General features: G+C 40.1%; 16 protein-coding genes. 4 read left to right on the plus strand and 12 right to left on the minus strand.

Annotated features, from left to right (window positions below):
• Positions 1-165 precede the first annotated feature (165 nt).
• Both B7E06_RS13810 and B7E06_RS13815 read right to left on the minus strand, forming a co-directional pair.
• Complete coding sequence (locus B7E06_RS13810) at positions 166-1,815, minus strand: catalase (protein ID WP_082234550.1); 1,650 nt, start codon at positions 1,813-1,815, stop codon at positions 166-168.
• Positions 1,816-2,003: 188 nt separating this feature from the next.
• Positions 2,004-2,528, minus strand: coding sequence for a GrpB family protein (locus B7E06_RS13815; protein ID WP_179134058.1), 525 nt, complete (start codon positions 2,526-2,528; stop codon positions 2,004-2,006).
• Between the two features lie 94 nt (positions 2,529-2,622).
• On the opposite strand from B7E06_RS13815, the gene B7E06_RS13820 reads away from it, so the two are divergent.
• Complete coding sequence (locus tag B7E06_RS13820) at positions 2,623-3,846, plus strand: MFS transporter (protein WP_082234552.1); 1,224 nt, start codon at positions 2,623-2,625, stop codon at positions 3,844-3,846.
• Here B7E06_RS13820 and B7E06_RS13825 read toward each other — a convergent pair.
• From B7E06_RS13825 to B7E06_RS13850, 6 genes are all read right to left on the minus strand, one after another.
• Positions 3,787-4,551: a helix-turn-helix transcriptional regulator gene (locus B7E06_RS13825; protein ID WP_082234553.1), complete on the minus strand. Its 765-nt coding sequence runs from the start codon at positions 4,549-4,551 to the stop codon at positions 3,787-3,789. The two genes, B7E06_RS13820 and B7E06_RS13825, sit on opposite strands and share 60 nt — an antisense overlap.
• A 21-nt stretch (positions 4,552-4,572) precedes the next feature.
• Positions 4,573-5,121 (minus strand): DinB family protein, encoded by a 549-nt coding sequence (locus B7E06_RS13830; protein WP_245807738.1) that lies wholly within the window; start codon positions 5,119-5,121, stop codon positions 4,573-4,575.
• Positions 5,122-5,329: 208 nt separating this feature from the next.
• Positions 5,330-6,109: an ABC transporter permease gene (locus tag B7E06_RS13835; RefSeq protein ID WP_082234554.1), complete on the minus strand. Its 780-nt coding sequence runs from the start codon at positions 6,107-6,109 to the stop codon at positions 5,330-5,332.
• Entirely contained in the window at positions 6,099-7,064 is a 966-nt protein-coding gene (locus B7E06_RS13840) for an ATP-binding cassette domain-containing protein (RefSeq protein ID WP_082234555.1), read from the minus strand. Before B7E06_RS13840 ends, B7E06_RS13835 begins: the two co-directional genes overlap by 11 nt.
• A 141-nt stretch (positions 7,065-7,205) precedes the next feature.
• Positions 7,206-7,706: a hypothetical protein gene (locus tag B7E06_RS13845; protein ID WP_082234556.1), complete on the minus strand. Its 501-nt coding sequence runs from the start codon at positions 7,704-7,706 to the stop codon at positions 7,206-7,208.
• Positions 7,707-7,894: 188 nt separating this feature from the next.
• The gene (locus tag B7E06_RS13850) at positions 7,895-8,485 is read right to left on the minus strand and encodes a YitT family protein (RefSeq protein ID WP_082234557.1); all 591 of its coding nucleotides are present in this window, start codon (positions 8,483-8,485) and stop codon (positions 7,895-7,897) included.
• 219 nt (positions 8,486-8,704) lie between these two features.
• Here B7E06_RS13850 and B7E06_RS13855 point away from each other — a divergent pair, with 219 nt between their 5' ends.
• Positions 8,705-9,568 (plus strand): SDR family oxidoreductase, encoded by an 864-nt coding sequence (locus B7E06_RS13855; protein WP_082234558.1) that lies wholly within the window; start codon positions 8,705-8,707, stop codon positions 9,566-9,568.
• A 33-nt stretch (positions 9,569-9,601) separates the two neighbouring features.
• Here B7E06_RS13855 and B7E06_RS13860 read toward each other — a convergent pair whose 3' ends face one another.
• The 4 genes from B7E06_RS13860 to B7E06_RS13880 form a co-directional block, all read right to left on the minus strand.
• On the minus strand, positions 9,602-10,717 hold the full coding sequence (locus B7E06_RS13860; RefSeq protein WP_082234559.1) for a D-alanyl-D-alanine carboxypeptidase family protein: 1,116 nt from the start codon (positions 10,715-10,717) through the stop codon (positions 9,602-9,604).
• A gap of 1,013 nt (positions 10,718-11,730) precedes the next feature.
• Positions 11,731-11,934, minus strand: coding sequence for a copper chaperone CopZ (gene copZ, locus B7E06_RS13870; RefSeq protein ID WP_082234561.1), 204 nt, complete (start codon positions 11,932-11,934; stop codon positions 11,731-11,733).
• Between the two features lie 20 nt (positions 11,935-11,954).
• Entirely contained in the window at positions 11,955-14,360 is a 2,406-nt protein-coding gene (locus B7E06_RS13875; protein WP_082234562.1) for a heavy metal translocating P-type ATPase, read from the minus strand.
• Between the two features lie 13 nt (positions 14,361-14,373).
• Positions 14,374-14,691, minus strand: a complete 318-nt coding sequence (locus B7E06_RS13880; RefSeq protein WP_082234563.1) for a metal-sensing transcriptional repressor — start codon at positions 14,689-14,691, stop codon at positions 14,374-14,376.
• A gap of 446 nt (positions 14,692-15,137) precedes the next feature.
• Here B7E06_RS13880 and B7E06_RS13885 point away from each other — a divergent pair, with 446 nt between their 5' ends.
• Complete coding sequence (locus B7E06_RS13885; RefSeq protein ID WP_245807739.1) at positions 15,138-15,407, plus strand: hypothetical protein; 270 nt, start codon at positions 15,138-15,140, stop codon at positions 15,405-15,407.
• 188 nt (positions 15,408-15,595) lie between these two features.
• Complete coding sequence (locus B7E06_RS13890; RefSeq protein WP_082234564.1) at positions 15,596-16,030, plus strand: GNAT family N-acetyltransferase; 435 nt, start codon at positions 15,596-15,598, stop codon at positions 16,028-16,030.
• Positions 16,031-16,057 lie beyond the last annotated feature (27 nt).

The following is a 16,057-nucleotide window of genomic DNA, read 5'->3' on the forward strand; positions in this document are numbered from 1 at the left end:
ATTCAAATAATCATTTGAATATTTGTTTATAGTGTATCCTTCTTATTAAATAACGTCAAAGCATTATATTCAAATTATCATTAGAATGTGTTATTAAAAAATAAAAAAAAAGACTGCTCGGTCAGTCTTCACTGACTTTTGAGCAGTCCTTTTCTTCTTATTTAATTAGTAAGGATCGGATTCATGGCTCTTCTTCACAGCTTCTTCGGCTGCCTCATTTTGAGCGAATGAACCTTGGCCATATTTAGATTTAGATGCTTCACGTCCTGGAATCTCATTTTCCATATTCATTTCCTGCATCTCCGCTATTTTTGCTTCAATGCCTTCTTTTACACGGCGTCCATAATCTTCATCGGCTTGTGTAAAATGTTCAATCATAGCGTTTTGAATACGTTCATCACAACTTGCAAGCGCGTTGGAAAGATTATTAATTAATTCGTCCCGTTCCCAGTCTTCAAAGCTGCGGTACGTATCGCCTGCCTGCCCATAATTGTTCGTACGATCAATCGGCTCACTCTTAACGGCAGCATTGTAAGTTGGCTCATGAGGCGGTCTATCTGAACCGTCAGCTTCCTGAAAACCGCCTTTCATTGATGGCTCATAGTTAATATGAGGATTGTCCCCCGATTCCCTGGGATCGCGAGTATCCATCTGTCCGCGCTGCTGGTTTGTACGGATACCGGTTTTAGGGGCATTTACAGGAACTTTCAAATAGTTTGCCCCTACGCGGTAACGCTGGGTATCTGAGTAAGAGAACGTGCGCCCCTGGAGCATTTTATCATCTGAGAAATCCATTCCATCTACAAGTACTCCTGTACCAAAAGCAGCCTGTTCTATTTCCGCATGAAAGTCCTCTGGATTGCGGTCAAGAACCATTCGTCCTACCGGCAGCCAAGGAAACTTATCCTCCGGCCAAAGCTTCGTATCATCAAGCGGATCAAAATCAAGTTCAGGATGGTAGTCATCCTCCATGATTTGAACAAACAGCTCCCATTCAGGATATTCTTCACGTTCAATAGACTCAAAGAGATCCTGTGTAGCATGGCTTACATTTTTCGCTTGAACCATGTCAGCCTCTTCCTGTGTCAGGTTCCGGATCCCTTGTTTCGGTTCCCAGTGATATTTAACAAGCACGGCTTCACCTTTATCATTGACCCACTTATAAGTGTTCACCCCTGAACCCTGCATATGACGGTAAGTTGCCGGAATACCCCATGGAGAGAACAGGAATGTAATCATATGGGTCGCCTCAGGAGTGCGGGAGACGAAATCAAACATCCGTTCAGGATTCTTAACATTTGATGCCGGGTCTGCCTTAAAGGCGTGAATCATATCTGGAAACTTCATAGCATCAAGAATAAAGAAGATTTTTAAATTATTCCCGACAAGATCCCAGTTTCCATCTTCTGTGTACATTTTAACCGCAAACCCACGGGGATCACGATCGGTTTCAGGTGAATCTTTTGAACCAGCTACTGTGGAGAAACGCACCATTAATGGCGTTTTCTTACCTGCTCCTGAAAATACTTTAGCTCGAGTATACTTCTCGACAGGCTCGTCCCCGACTTTTCCATATGTTTCAAAGTATCCAAATGCCCCGGAACCGCGTGCGTGTACTACACGTTCTGGAACTTCTTCCCTGTCAAAGTGGGAAATTTTTTCGATAAAATGATAATTCTCAAGTGTGGCGGGCCCTCGATTGCCTACTGTACGGATATTCTGGTTATCTGTAACAGGACGACCCTGTCTTGTTGTCAGTGTCTCCCGTTCCATATCCTTATTCTTCGAGTTATTCTTATCCTTGTTATCTGCCACGATGAAACCCTCCCTGAATTTGTATAATGATTAATTCTAATAAACCTAACACCTCCCACTTAATAACTATTCCCATTTTATAATTATTTTAATCTAAAATACAAAAGTTTTTCTAATAAATTATTCAGGTGGAGATTTCTGTTTTTATTTCAAGACTGGAGAGTTTCATAAATACGTGCAAAATAAGATTAATCCTTTCTTAAAGATTCTTTCCATTCTAACCCTTTTTGCTCAATTTCTTTTATGTACGCATCTTTTCCTTCTATATAACTGTCGATATCAAAAGGATGCTTTTCAGCTAATCTTTGCTTTAGCTGACTGTATGTCAGCGCTTCTTCCGGATGTGCTCTCATATAATCTCGAAATGCTAAATGACGTGCCGCCTCCCGACTTCCACTCTCAAACACATGGATATGATGTGTACGGCTGTTCCCGCCTTTCTTAAAAAACCTGCGGCCGGCAATGCCATGTTCCCCTTTTGCTTCATATCCGAGCATCTGCATCTCCGAATTGTAACGATCCACTTTTCTAATATCATTCACTTCTACTAAAATGTCGATCACAGGCTTTGCATGGATGGATGGTATGGATGTGCTTCCAATATGATGAATACCGGCCATCTCTTTTCCGAAAATACTCTTCACCCTCACTGCTTCTGCATTAAACATCGCAGGCCAATGCAAAGAATAAGGAACTATTTTCACTTCTCTCATCACGTATTCCTCCTTAAAAATTGAATAATAATTAAGCAATAATCAGACAGACCCTTTACTCGTCTCCTTTTATGATAAGTAGGAGGTGACTTAAATGACAGGTTTAAATAAAAACATACGATATTACCTTTTGGCGGGAAGTGTCTCAAGATTCGGGGATGTACTATCAGGAATGGCATTTTTATTTTTAGCCTACGATATGACACAGTCGGCGCTGCATACGACAGTTATTGCTGCAGGTGAAACAATACCTTATCTTTTCAATGGGCTTATAGGAGGGGTCGCTGCTGATTGGCTTCCAAAGAAGAAATTGCTGCTGTTTTTGGATTTAGTAAGGATTCCTTTAATCTCATCAGTTGTAATCTTTTATCAATTAGAACTGTTAAATTTCATTTATTTGATGGTCATTAGCTTTTTGATTCACAGCATTGGCTGCTTTTTTAACCCTGCCCATCGTGCCATCCTCCCCTTAATTACTAAGGAATCAGAGCGCACGAAAGTAAACAGCTTATATGACAGCTTAACTAGAGGCGTTACTGTGCTCAGCCCTTTTTTATCCGTCTGGCTGCTCAACTCGTATGGGGTGATCCACTTCTTTACAATAGACGCTGTATCTTACGCGGTCAGCGCCTTATCTATTTGGAGGATTCACTTTAAAAATTACAGCAATTATGCGGACAGGTCATTAAAGGCCATGTTTGGGGCTATTACTGAATTCCTGTCATGGGCAAAAAACCATACAATGATTAAACAGTTATTCTTTTTTACATTTCTTACTGTATTCTTTAACACATGGGTATGGGAGGTTGGCCTTCTGCTTGCCTTAAAAGAAATAACCGGCAGCAGCGAGGAAATATACAGCATCCTGCAAGGTGTATTTGGAGCTGCGGTCATTCTTACAAATCTTATGATCCCTTATCTTATTAAGAAAATGTCATTAACCATTTATCTGGCAGGCTCATTAATTTGGGGCAGTGGAGTTGTTTATTATGGACTCACTTATAACGTTGTTCACTTTTTTATCGGTTGTGTGATCGTTGGCATTGGTCTTCCTATAGCAGGGCTGGCAAGAGTTTATCTTCTACAGACGCTTGTCCCAGAGAATAAAATGGGGAGAGCTTTTAGTACAAACGCCGTCTTGTTATACCTAGCAAACACTTTGTCTTTAGCTTTGTATGGCTCTCTGGCCATTTTTGTTCCTATTCAATTTTTAATAATATTCAGCGGAGTCATGATTGTGAGTTTAATAGGTATAGGTCTACGCACGGTAATTGCGGCGAAACTCGGTCGGTGTCTTTCGATAAACTTTTTTAAATAGATGGTTATAGGAATTAACACTTTTGAATCCATGCTGAAGAGCAATTGATAAGACTGTTTCTTGAGTCTGAATGAGTGCAGATTTACTTATAAACAAGCGGTACAACTGGAGCCAGGAATATGGAGATAATCCAATTTCTTGCTTAAATAGATGAGAGAATTGATATTTATTAAACTGAGCGTGTTCTGCCATTTCATCTAATGTCCAATCTTTCTCGAAGTTTTCCTTAAGAACCTCCAGCAGACGAACAATACCAGCTTCGCTGCTCTGCCCTGGGAATTCTTTCAGATGAGAACCTGCTCCGTACTGAAGAAGAATGGAGAGCTGGGTCAGACTGTTATCTAAAAAGAAAGCATTCATTTCTGGCTCAGAATTTTCATGTTCTATTAGAAAGTCGCGCACAAATAGCATCCACATTTGAATTTGCGGGTGTTTATAAGCAATCATAGAAAACTCCGGTTCTCTTTCGGAAAGTCCCATCTGTTGGGCGGCACTTCTAATAAGCTCAGGATTAAGTTCGACAAGAAATTTCTCCTCGACGACGTTCAGCTGCTTATGCTTTTCTTCCGGGTTCATAATTAAAAAAGAACCTTTATCAATGGAAAGATCTCCATACGAGGTTTGGTAATCATCGTTTCTCCACTCTCGTTCACCTAATTTATCCTTTCGTAAAAGAAGCAGTCCATTCTTATTGGTAACATTCATAGTATCAAACTTTCTTTTTTTTTACTTCTCAGCTGTATTAAAAGCTTCTAAATGCCGGCGGATGAGCCGAATTTGTCCGCGATGACTGAGTTCATCTTCAAAGACATGAAACCAGCGAAAATAATGGTTAGCCTGATCGTCTGGACCAAACGGAGAAATTTCATCCATCCATTTGTCGTCTTTTTGTTTAAAGCGCTCCAGTGTTTCTTTCCTGACGTTATTTAATTGATTTATGTAATGAGATAATTCAAAACCTTTCACTTCCTGATGTGCTTTCTCTCCGAGTGCAAGGCCTGATTCAAGTCGTTTAAACTCTTTTTCAGTAGGATCCCTGTCTTCAAAAGTCATAATTTGATAGACTTCTTCAACACTTGCTATGTGATTCAAGAGGCAGCCGATGGAGTTCCCTTTATTATCTATTCGATAGTCCAATTCCTCTGCTGTAAGGTTTTCTACTGCTTCCAGTGTCGTATTTCTTGTGTATTCCATCATAGAAACAAGCCTGCCAATTACAGGAGTGTAGCCTTCCTTAACGTCCACTATAAACCTTTTGTTATCGTCAATATTCACATTACCTCTCCTTTCTTCTTTTTTAGTATACCAATATTTTCAATATACAGAAATATTAGATTCACACCTGCTTTTTATTTAGCATTAAAACTGTTCTTTTACTGTAGAAAGATAAAAGCACCGGGAAAGTCTGTTGATTTCCACGGTGCTCCTATTTATCTCTAATCTTCATTTATAAAGCACGTTACTTCCCTGTTTTAATGAATAATCACCCTCGTGAAACTGCCTTTTTAGCAGATACTGCAGCAAATGTAATGGTAATGGCGCAGGCGATGGCTATTGCGATGATACCCTGCATCAGCTCCCACCATTGCCAGCCATCAATAAGGACCGTTCGCATACTTTCAAAAATATAGGTTGTTGGATTAATTGTTGCTGCGACCTTAAGCCACTGAGCTTCAATCAGTTCGTAAGGGACAAATGTGGTACTGAGAAAAATAAGCGGAAAGAAAATAAATGTTCCAGCTTGGGCAGCCTGAGCATTCTTCGTTCTTAAAGCAACCCCTGCTGAATACCCAGCAAAAGCAAGCCCCCAGCCAATCGTAATTAAAATAACGAATAAAATACCGCCTATCCCCGTTACCGATTCAAGGCCCATCAAATAGGCGATCGCTAAGATGAACAATGTCTGAACAAACAGCTGCAGCATACCGGCGATGATCGGCCCGAGCACTATCGCCAGCCGTGAAGCTGGTGTAAGCAGCAGTCTTGAAAAAAAGCCGTTTTCTATATCTTTTACGATGGCCTGCCCGGCACCCCCGGCTCCGCCGATTGCTGCAGATACAATGGATACAGGAAGAATAAATGCCAGATAATTAGCCCCTTCAAAGTTAGGAAGCTGTGATATCCCGCTTAATCCCCCATCATATACAAGTAAGAAAAAAGCAGATATTAATAAGTTAGGTATGAAAGAAAATGGATTTCGCAACGTAGTGATGATATTTCTTTTCGTAATAAGCCACGTATCTTTTATTAAACTATTGCCCATTTTCCTCACCTTCCTCAGGTTCATTTGTTATCTTAAGAAAAATATCGTCTAATGTGGGAGAGGACAAGTTGGTAGTGTCCAGCTCTATTTTATGTTCATCTAGAAGTCTTACAATTTGCAGCAGCTGCTTATTTCCTTCATGTACATAAACGTTCAGCTTGCCGTTCTGCACAATTAAATCCACAGTTGATAAGTTTTCCTTAAGGACAGCTTCTGCTTCGTGTAAGTCTGCTTCTTTTGTGAATGTAAGTGTAATTAGATCATTCCCTATTTGAGACTTCAGCTGCTGCGGAGTCCCTGAAGCTACAATCAGTCCACGATTAATAATGCTGATTCTGTCAGCCAGTGAATCCGCTTCTTCTAAATATTGAGTCGTCAGGAATATGGTCGTTCCCACCTGTTTATTCAAACGCTCTAATTCCTTCCAGATCGCCATTCTATTTGTTGGATCAAGACCTGTCGTCGGTTCATCGAGAAACAAGATTTTAGGCTCATTGACTAAGGTTAAAGCAAGATCAAGCCTGCGTCTCATGCCTCCTGAATAATTCCCAATTTTTCTGGAAGCATCCTCTGTTAACTGTACAATTTCAAGCAGCTCGTCAGCACGGTGTTTGGCACTCTGCTTCTGGTAGCCGAATATACGGGCCTGAAGTTCAAGCATTTCTCTTCCTGTTAAATCAGGATCCACTCCTGTTTCCTGGAGGGCCACTCCAATATGGCGTCTCACTTTTCCAGGATCTTTACTGACATTATAACCAGCTACAAAAGCTTCTCCTCCTGTGGGGTTGATCAAAGTTGTCAGCATTTGGACAACCGTTGATTTGCCAGCTCCATTAGGTCCGAGAAAAGCAAAGAACTCTCCCTCATTTACTGTGAAACTGACATCCTTCACTGCCTGTACATTGCCTTTCTTAAAGGTTTTAGCAAGATGGTTGACCTCAATGGATCCATGCATTAAAAATATCTCCCTTCATTTCCGGCACTAATGTCAGAAATCCTTTTCCTATAGAATACCCTATTTGCCCAGTTAAATCACTTTCCAGATTTATAGAATATGCCTTGTGGAGATTCCATTAAAACAGCCGTCATAATCACGCTAGATATTTTTATAATACATTCTGTATAATCGCTTATATTTCTGCTGGATAACCTTAAGAAATTCAAGCAGCAGCTTATATTTTTCCACATTGAGCTTTAGATCTTTTGTCCACTTTTCTTCAAGCTCCAGCAGTTCAAGCTGATGCCATACGTCGAGATCGTCCTGTTCAAGCAGGTGAAGTTGTTCATGGATCTTTTTTCGTATTTCTTTAATAACATCATCCCAATACTCGGGATCATTAACGACATATACATTGCCATCAGAAGTAAACTCTCCGTCCAGGTAAAACAAGGTCTGAGGAACGATGTAAAAGCTTTTATCTAATTTCTCTACATATCTAAGACTATAGCTGAATAGCTGATTATATAATTCAACCAGTTTCTTTTCATTTATTGATCTTTCCAGCTGATTCTTCTGCTGGAAAGCTTCTTTTATATATAGGGACAAGTAGGTAAAGATAGTTGTAATGACAGGAATCACGATTATATACCAATCCATTAAAGTCTCCCCTCTCATACAGCTGCTCATGTCGATATATATGCTTCGGCTTTTTATGGCAGAAGATAATTGAGACTGCTTAACTAATTAGAAGTAATAATTTTCTCCTGTACTTTAGAATGAAACGATTTATACATAAGTTCTAAAAACCCATAAAAAAACCTGAGCAGGAAAGCTCAGGTTTTACTTTAAACAGGTGTTAAAGACAGCTTGGAAGTGAACATGACTGTGGCTGAAGCCACGCTGATAATCGTTACTATAGAGAGCAACAATGTCTGAGTTGAAAACAAATAACCTCCTAATAAAATAACAGCTAAATCAATAAGAAGGATGACATAACCCACATTAATTTTTAACAGGTTGGCGATCATTTGAGCCAGAAGATCTGTTCCGCCAGTGCTCGTCTGGTGACGTAACATATAGCCGATTCCGCTCCCTACTAGTACTCCGCCTATCATTGAACAAAAAACGGGTGGTATATCAAGATGAAAAGCACGTATCCCACTAAAAAAATCAATTAAAAAAGAAGACATGAGCAGTCCATGGAGACTGTTATAAAAATATGGCCTGAAATAGAACCATGCAACCACAAAAATCGGAATACTAATACATATGATTGTAATCCCCACCTTAATATGCCAGAGATAATTGACAATCAGGCCGAGACCGATCACACCACCATCTAATACCCTGTCAGGAATTAAAAACATATTAATTCCCACCGCAAGCAAAATACTTCCTATTATTATAGCCGCTGTTTTTCTAATAATCCGATTCATAGGTTTTATCCCCTCAAGCGAATAACAGTTTATGATTCAATATATGAAGGCATGTCCTCCAAAAGAATGAAATTAGAGACTCTTTCGTTTAAACCAATTCATCTACCGTTTCACGCAAACCATATAGAGCATCATTACACGCTTGAAAGATATTCATGAGTGAATTCTTAAAGGGTTGGATATCCTTATAACTAATACGTTTTTCAAGGAGGAACAAACATGTCAAGCCAGAAAAAAGAAATACAGCCAAAACAGCACCAGAATCGTCAGCCTGGTTTTGAACACGAAATGAATCCTCTGCCCATTTATGAGGATCCAAACTATAAAGGAAGCGGCAAACTTACCGGCAAGACTGCAGTAATAACAGGCGGAGACAGTGGAATTGGACGTGCCGTTAGTCTTTACTTTGCAAAAGAAGGAGCCGACATTGCCATTTTGTACTTAGATGAACACGATGATGCCAATATGACTCGATCATTAGTCGAAAAAGAAGGAAAACGTTGCAGACTATTCAGTGGAAACATTGGAAATGCTGGATTTTGTGAAGATTCGGTGAAACAGATTGTGGAGGAATTTAAAGGAATTGATATTTTAGTAAACAATGCTGCGATTCAATATCCGCAGGAGGATTTTATGAATATTACGAATGAACAGCTTGAAGAAACGTTCCGTGTAAACATTTTTTCTTATTTTTACATGGCAAAAGCTGTCCTTCCGTATTTGAAGCAAGGAAGTACTATTATAAACACTTCTTCCATCACGGCTTACGCAGGGAATGAGCAGCTGATCGACTATTCCTCGACTAAAGGAGCGATCACGACATTTACTCGCTCTCTGGCAAAATCATTAGTAAGTAAAGGGATACGTGTAAATGGAGTTGCACCCGGACCTGTATGGACACCGTTAATTCCAGCAAGCTTTGATGCTAAAAAGACAGCGGAGTTCGGTTCTGATAATCCAACAAAGAGACCTGGACAGCCAAAAGAATTAGCACCGGCCTACGTGTATTTAGCTTCCAGTGATTCAAGCTACGTCACGGGACAGATGATCCACGTAAACGGTGGTGTAATAATAAATGGATAAAAAAAGCAGGCTGTCACTGGGACAGCCTGCTTTTTAATTGATTAATTTAGTAATAGAAGTTTGCCAGTAATAGAACAGGTCAAATATCCAATGGTTGGGAGAAGTTGTGGATTCCGCTTGCAAAGAAACTTGAGTTTCCGGTTCTTCTTTTTTTTCCAGCTGAAAAGAAGTGAGAAGCTTGTCTTCACTGTGTATCTCCAGTCGTCCATCCCCCGTTACTTTCTCTTCAATGGCTTGATCCTTTGGCTTGGCGTAATGAAGTTCTTCTGGGGTGATAAATTCATTTCCATCGGCCTTGTAAACTTTATTATCTGGGATAGAATTAGTCTCATAGTGATCAAATGCATAATCAAGCAGTTTGCTGGTTTCCTGATAGGCCACATTTTGTGACTCACTTTTAAGAGTAATGACAATTACTTTTAGACCGTCTCTCTCAGCTGAAGTAGATAACGTCGTTCCTGATTGACTAACAAATCCTGTCTTCCCCCCCGTTACGTCCTCATTACTCGGGTCGATAAGCAGTTTATGGTGAGAAATGATAGTAGTCTCCCATCCTTCACCTTTCCAGTCTAACTTTTTCATACCGAAATACTTGGAGAATGTAGGGTTTTTCAAAGCGTATTTAGTGAGAGCAGCCAGGTCTTTGGCCGTCGTCTGGTGTTTTGGATGATATAGGCCGTGCGGGTTTTCAAAGTGGGTATTTCTTAAGCCGACTTCTTCTTTTAAATATTTATTTAGTTCTTCAGAGAATGCCTTCCCATTTCCGCTCATGTGTTCAGCAATGGCTAACCCGGCATCGTTTCCTGAATTAACTAAAAGGCCTTTTACTAATTTATCAAGAGTAACTACTTCCCCAGGTTCCAAGTAAACTCTTGTACCGTCTACTTCTCTTGCTTTCTCGCTAACCGTCACCTTATCCTGCAAATCAGCTTTCTCAATGGCGTAGATGGCCGTTGCCATTTTAGTGAGACTGGCAGGATACATCTTTTGATCAGCATTTTTCTCAAAGAGAATTTCTCCTGATTCTTCATCGATAACAATAGCTGATTCTGTTAAAAGGCTGATATCACCGCTTCCAGGAGCAAAAGCCGAGGTAACAGCAGGGATACAAAAGAAAGTTATTGCGAAAATAATAAACACTTTTTTCATCTTTTTACCTCTAACTATTTGAATTTATCACCGTTTTTCTCTTACCTAATGTAAGATTTTTCGTAAAATTACCTATTGACTATCTTATAAAAAATTTGTCGAAAATTGTTGTTAATGATTAAAATTTAATATATTTGACACATACATTTTTTTCTAATCGTCAAGATTAATAGATTTTATTGAAAGTATTGGATGAATTGTCTGGATGCTGGTAAAAATACTTCAATGATTTAAACTAGTGAGGAAGGAAAAAAGATAAATATGGTTAAGAGAAAGAAAAAGACGGTTTTGTTTATTGGGGTAAGAGAAAAGATGCCTGGAAATGACTCGTTTTCCGTGGGAGTTTGTCCCTTCCAGGAGCCTCGTTATTGCTTCGTTTTTTCTCAATGGTGAAAGAGAAAGAGTTGTTCCGTTTATCAAGGACGGAGAAACACGGCTTGAAAATAGCTCGCTTTCCACGGGGAGCCTGTCATTGCTTCATTTAGTTCTCAATGATGAAAGAGAAAGAGCTGTTCCGTTTATCAAGGACGGAGAAACGCGGCTGGGAAATAGCTCGCTTTCCGCGGGGAGCCGGTGAGCTAGCTCGTTGCACTCGCGGATCTCACCATGGCTCTATCTCCCTGCAGGAGTCTCGCCATTTCCCAGCCTCTTTTATTATTGGTGGTATAAACGGAACACTGTAGTTTCAGTAACCGCTCTTAAGGAAATAGGCTCTTCTTCCCCAATATTCCGTTACTCCTAATAAAAGTAAAGGGCCGGGGGAAACGGCGACACTCCTATGGGAGGATAGAACAGTGTGAGATCCCAAAGCTTTAGCCTGAGGGAACTCACCGTTCGCCCATGGAAAGCAAGTTTCCCCTGCCCCGGCTCTCTTTATTCAGACAAACGGAATTGCATTCTCATAGGCATCTACATCGCAGCATTACCCTGCCTCGTCGACTATATTTTTAAAAGAAAAACAGCCCCGGGGATATTAGTTCTTTATACCCCCGGGGCTGTTTATTTAATCCATATTATGAAACAACATCGTATCCTTGTTCTTCAATGGCATCCTTCATATCATCTTTACTTACATTGTCTTCGGATTCTACGTCGACTTTGCCTGTTTGCAAATCAACTTTTACCTCCTCTACTCCTTCTATTTCCTGCAGGGCACCTTTTACTGCTTTTTCGCAGTGTCCGCAAGTCATTCCTTCTACCATTAATGTTGTCTGCATGATTCTCCATCCTTTCTACCTTATATTTTTGCTCTTTTTAAACGAAGCGAATTGCTTACTACGCTTACTGAACTAAAAGCCATCGCTGCACCTGCCACCCAAGGTGCTAATAATCCAATAGCAGCTACCGGTATACCGGCCGTATTATAAGCAAGAGCCCAAAACAGGTTCTGCCGAATATTTTTCATCGTCGCGCGGCTTAAGTGAATAGATTTACTTAAATTTTCAAGGTCACCGCCGATCAGTGTTACATCAGCGGTTTCAATAGCGACATCAGAACCCGTGCCAATCGCTATGCCAATATCAGCGGTCGCCAGGGACGGAGCATCATTAATTCCGTCACCTACCATAGCTACTTTTTTCCCTTGAAGCTGAAGTTCTTTTACTTTTTCGGCTTTTTCTTCAGGCAGTACTCCGGCAAAAACTCCATCAATACCTACCTGCTTAGCGATTGCTCTGGCGGTTCGTTCATTATCGCCTGTGACCATATAAACCTCTAATCCAAGCTGCTTTAAATCGGAAATGGCTTGTTTAGACGTTTCCTTTACCGTATCGGCTACTGCTACATAGCCTTTGATTTCATCATCCACTGCTATGAGCATTGCTGTTTTACCATTATTCTCAAGGGCTGAAAGAGCATTTTCGTATTTTTCATAGGATAAATTTTCTCGCTCCATAAGCATGCGAGTTCCTACATAAATCTTCTCCCCCTCCACGACCGCATAAATTCCGTATCCTGGTATCGCTTCAAAATGAGAGGCTTCCTTCTCTTCTATTTTGTGTTTTTGACCATAAACGAGAATGGCTTCAGCAAGAGGGTGTTCAGAAGCTTTTTCGGCAGCCGCTAAAGCTTGCAGAAGTTTCCTTTCATCATAATCAATCGAAACTAAATCCGTAACTTCCGGTTTTCCTTTAGTAACGGTACCCGTTTTATCTAATAAGATTGTTGTCAAATCTTGAGTACCTTCTAAATATTCTCCTCCTTTAAAGAGGATTCCCTGCTCAGCCCCTTTTCCTGTTCCCACCATAATAGATGTCGGTGTAGCAAGCCCTAAAGCACAGGGACAGGCGATGACCAGTACGGCAATGGCCGCTTCTAAAGCTGCCGGCCATTCACCTGGTAAAACAAAGAAGAACCATACGGCAAAGGTGAGAATAGCAATACCAACAACAATCGGGACGAAAATACCGGAGATTATATCTGCGGTACGCTGTATCGGCGCTTTCGAGCCTTGAGCTTCCTCCACTATTTTTACAATTCCAGCAAGAGCGGTGTCTTTTCCTACCCGCTCTGCTTTCATTTGCAGGGTACCATTTTTATTAATGGTAGCACCAATCAAAGGATCTCCCTCTTTTTTCTCTATAGGAATGGATTCACCTGTAATCATTGATTCGTCAACAGAAGAAATGCCACGGATAATACTTCCATCAACCGGGATTTTTTCTCCAGGCTTAACGATAATAATGTCTTCAACCTGAACTTGATCTACAGGAATCTTTTCTTCTTTTCCTTCACGAATTACAGTGGCTTCCTTTGCTTGTAAATTCAATAGTTTTGTTAGAGCTGCCGTTGTTCGTCCCTTAGCGAGAGATTCAAACAATTTACCAACTAAAATTAAGGTAATAAGAACAGCACTTGTTTCAAAGTAGAGTTCCGCCATCCTATCATGGTTTATCTGCCAGCGAATGGCTTCCACAACACTGTAAAAATAAGCCGCCGATGTACCTAATGCTACGAGCACATCCATATTGGCACTTTTATTCCGTAACGCCCGGTAAGCTCCTGTATAAAAGCGCGCCCCAATATAAAACTGAACAGGAGTAGCCAGCAGAAACTGAAACCATGGATTCATTAAAATAGAGGGGACAGGCAAGCCAACATCCCATGGCAAATGAGCAATCATCGTATAAAGCAATGGAAAAGATAAGATAGCAGAAATCCATAACTGCCGCTTACGTTTCTTAATTTCTTCCTCTTTATATTCCTTCTGTTCCGCTCGTTCTTGCTTGACCACTGCGTCATAACCAAGTTTTTTTACTTTCTCAATAATCATGTCTATAGACACAATATCAGGTTCATAGTCCACAGTACCTGCCTCTGTCGCTAAATTGACGGCGGCATTTTCTACTCCGTCCATTTTATTTAAAACTTTTTGGATTCTCGTTGAACAAGCAGAACACGTCATACCGTGTATATCAAGTTCTACTCTTTCTTTTTGAACACCATATCCAAGTTTTTCAATTTTTTCTGTGATCTGACGGGGGTTCACTTGCTGATCATCATAAGTAACGGAAGCACTTTCCATAGACAGATTTACATTAGCCTGGACGCCTTCCATTTTGTTGAGCACCTTTTCAATCCTTGTTGAACAAGCGGAACATGTCATTCCTGTAATACCTAAACGCATACTCTTTTGTCCGCTCATTACATAGGCCTCCTTACTTAGAGAATTGCTGAATCACTTTCATCAGCTCATCAATCGCCTCTTCGCCATCGCCATTCTTCACCGCACTTGCGACACAATGATGGGTATGACGCTCCATTAAATTAAACCCTACTTTATTTAATGCCTTATTAATCGCTGAAATTTGGATAAGAATATCGACACAGTAACGGTCCTCTTCCACCATTTTTTGAATGCCTCTTACTTGTCCTTCAATCCTCTTCAAACGATTCATTACAGCTTCTTTTTCTTTATTCGTTCTAGGAGTAACAGGTTTTTTTCCACTGTTTTCTGGTAAAAACTCATCGTTCATTTGCATTTTCCTCCTCTTATTTCCAATATACCCCTCACAGGTATGTACAGTCAATAAATTTGTTTAAACATTTTTTCATAATTTCCGCATTAAGGTAACAGAGCATTTCACTATCAACACTAGTAGCTATATAACCCTATTCATACAGTAACCTTAAAAAATTTTATCTATTCTTTTGATTTAAATTACCTTACTTATTGAGCACTCGTATACCCTTCACCTGTATCATTCTATACCTAAACACTTAAAGTGCTGACATCCAGAATACACCCTTACTATCATTTTCTCATACTTTCCACCTAAATATAAATTGAATAGATTCATTCATCAGGTTTAATAGGCTGGAAAGCACTTTTTCTAATAAAATAGGAGGCTGTCTTAGCAGATTTCGTTTTTATTCATAGAATATAGAGTATCGCTACTTGCATACAGAAGGAGGGAAATATATGGGGTGCAGAAGAAGCAATAATGTAGGCGGTGCTTCAAAAAACCGCAGACGCATTGCCGGTGTTTCTGATAAAGGCAGCTGTAACAATGTTGCAGGAGTTTCTGATAACAATTTCAAAGTACCTGTCAAGTCGTATATTGATGGAGAAGATTTCTGCCGTGCAGTAAACCGTTGTTTAAATAATGATGTCATGGGGGCCAGTGAAAATAATAATAACAGCCGCCGCCATCATAAAAAACGCGGAAGCATGTGGGATTCTTGGTTTTAAATAAATAAACGATTTACCAATTACAGCTAAGGATGGATGATGTGTTAGATTCCGCATATCGCGGAGTCTGACATTTTTCTTTCTATTAAAAGCATTTGAAAAAAAAAAAGATAGACGACGTCCATTATTCATTGTGTTAACTCCCTGTGAGGTCTATAATAGATTCATTTAAAGAGAGGAGTTTTAGAATGGATACAGGAATAATAGAGCTGGCTGCCAGAGAAGAATGGAAAGAAGCTTATCCCGTTATGAAGCAGCTTCGGCCCCAGCACAGCGAAGAAGCGTATGTAGAGCTCGTAGAAGAAGCACAAAAGAAGCAAGACTATAAGATGTTTGCCCTTTATCAGAAAGAAAAAATTGTATCCGTTATTGGTTTTATGCCGCAAATCACCCTTTACTATGGAAAATTCATCTGGGTTTGCGATTTAGTCACGGATTCTAATGTTAGATCCAGTGGCTGTGGTAAGGAACTGCTGACCTATGTACATAATTGGGCCGTTTCAAATGGCTATAATTCTATTGCCCTATCTTCGGGTCTACAGCGTGAAGAGGCTCATCGATTTTATGAAAAGAAATTGGATTATCAAAAAGTGAGCTATGTTTTTAAAAAGGATTTGACATAAAAAAGAAGCGGTTTCCCTGCATAGAAG

This window comes from Halobacillus massiliensis (assembly GCF_900166625.1).
In the GTDB taxonomy this organism is placed as follows: Bacteria; Bacillota; Bacilli; order Bacillales; family Halobacillaceae; genus Halobacillus_A; species Halobacillus_A massiliensis.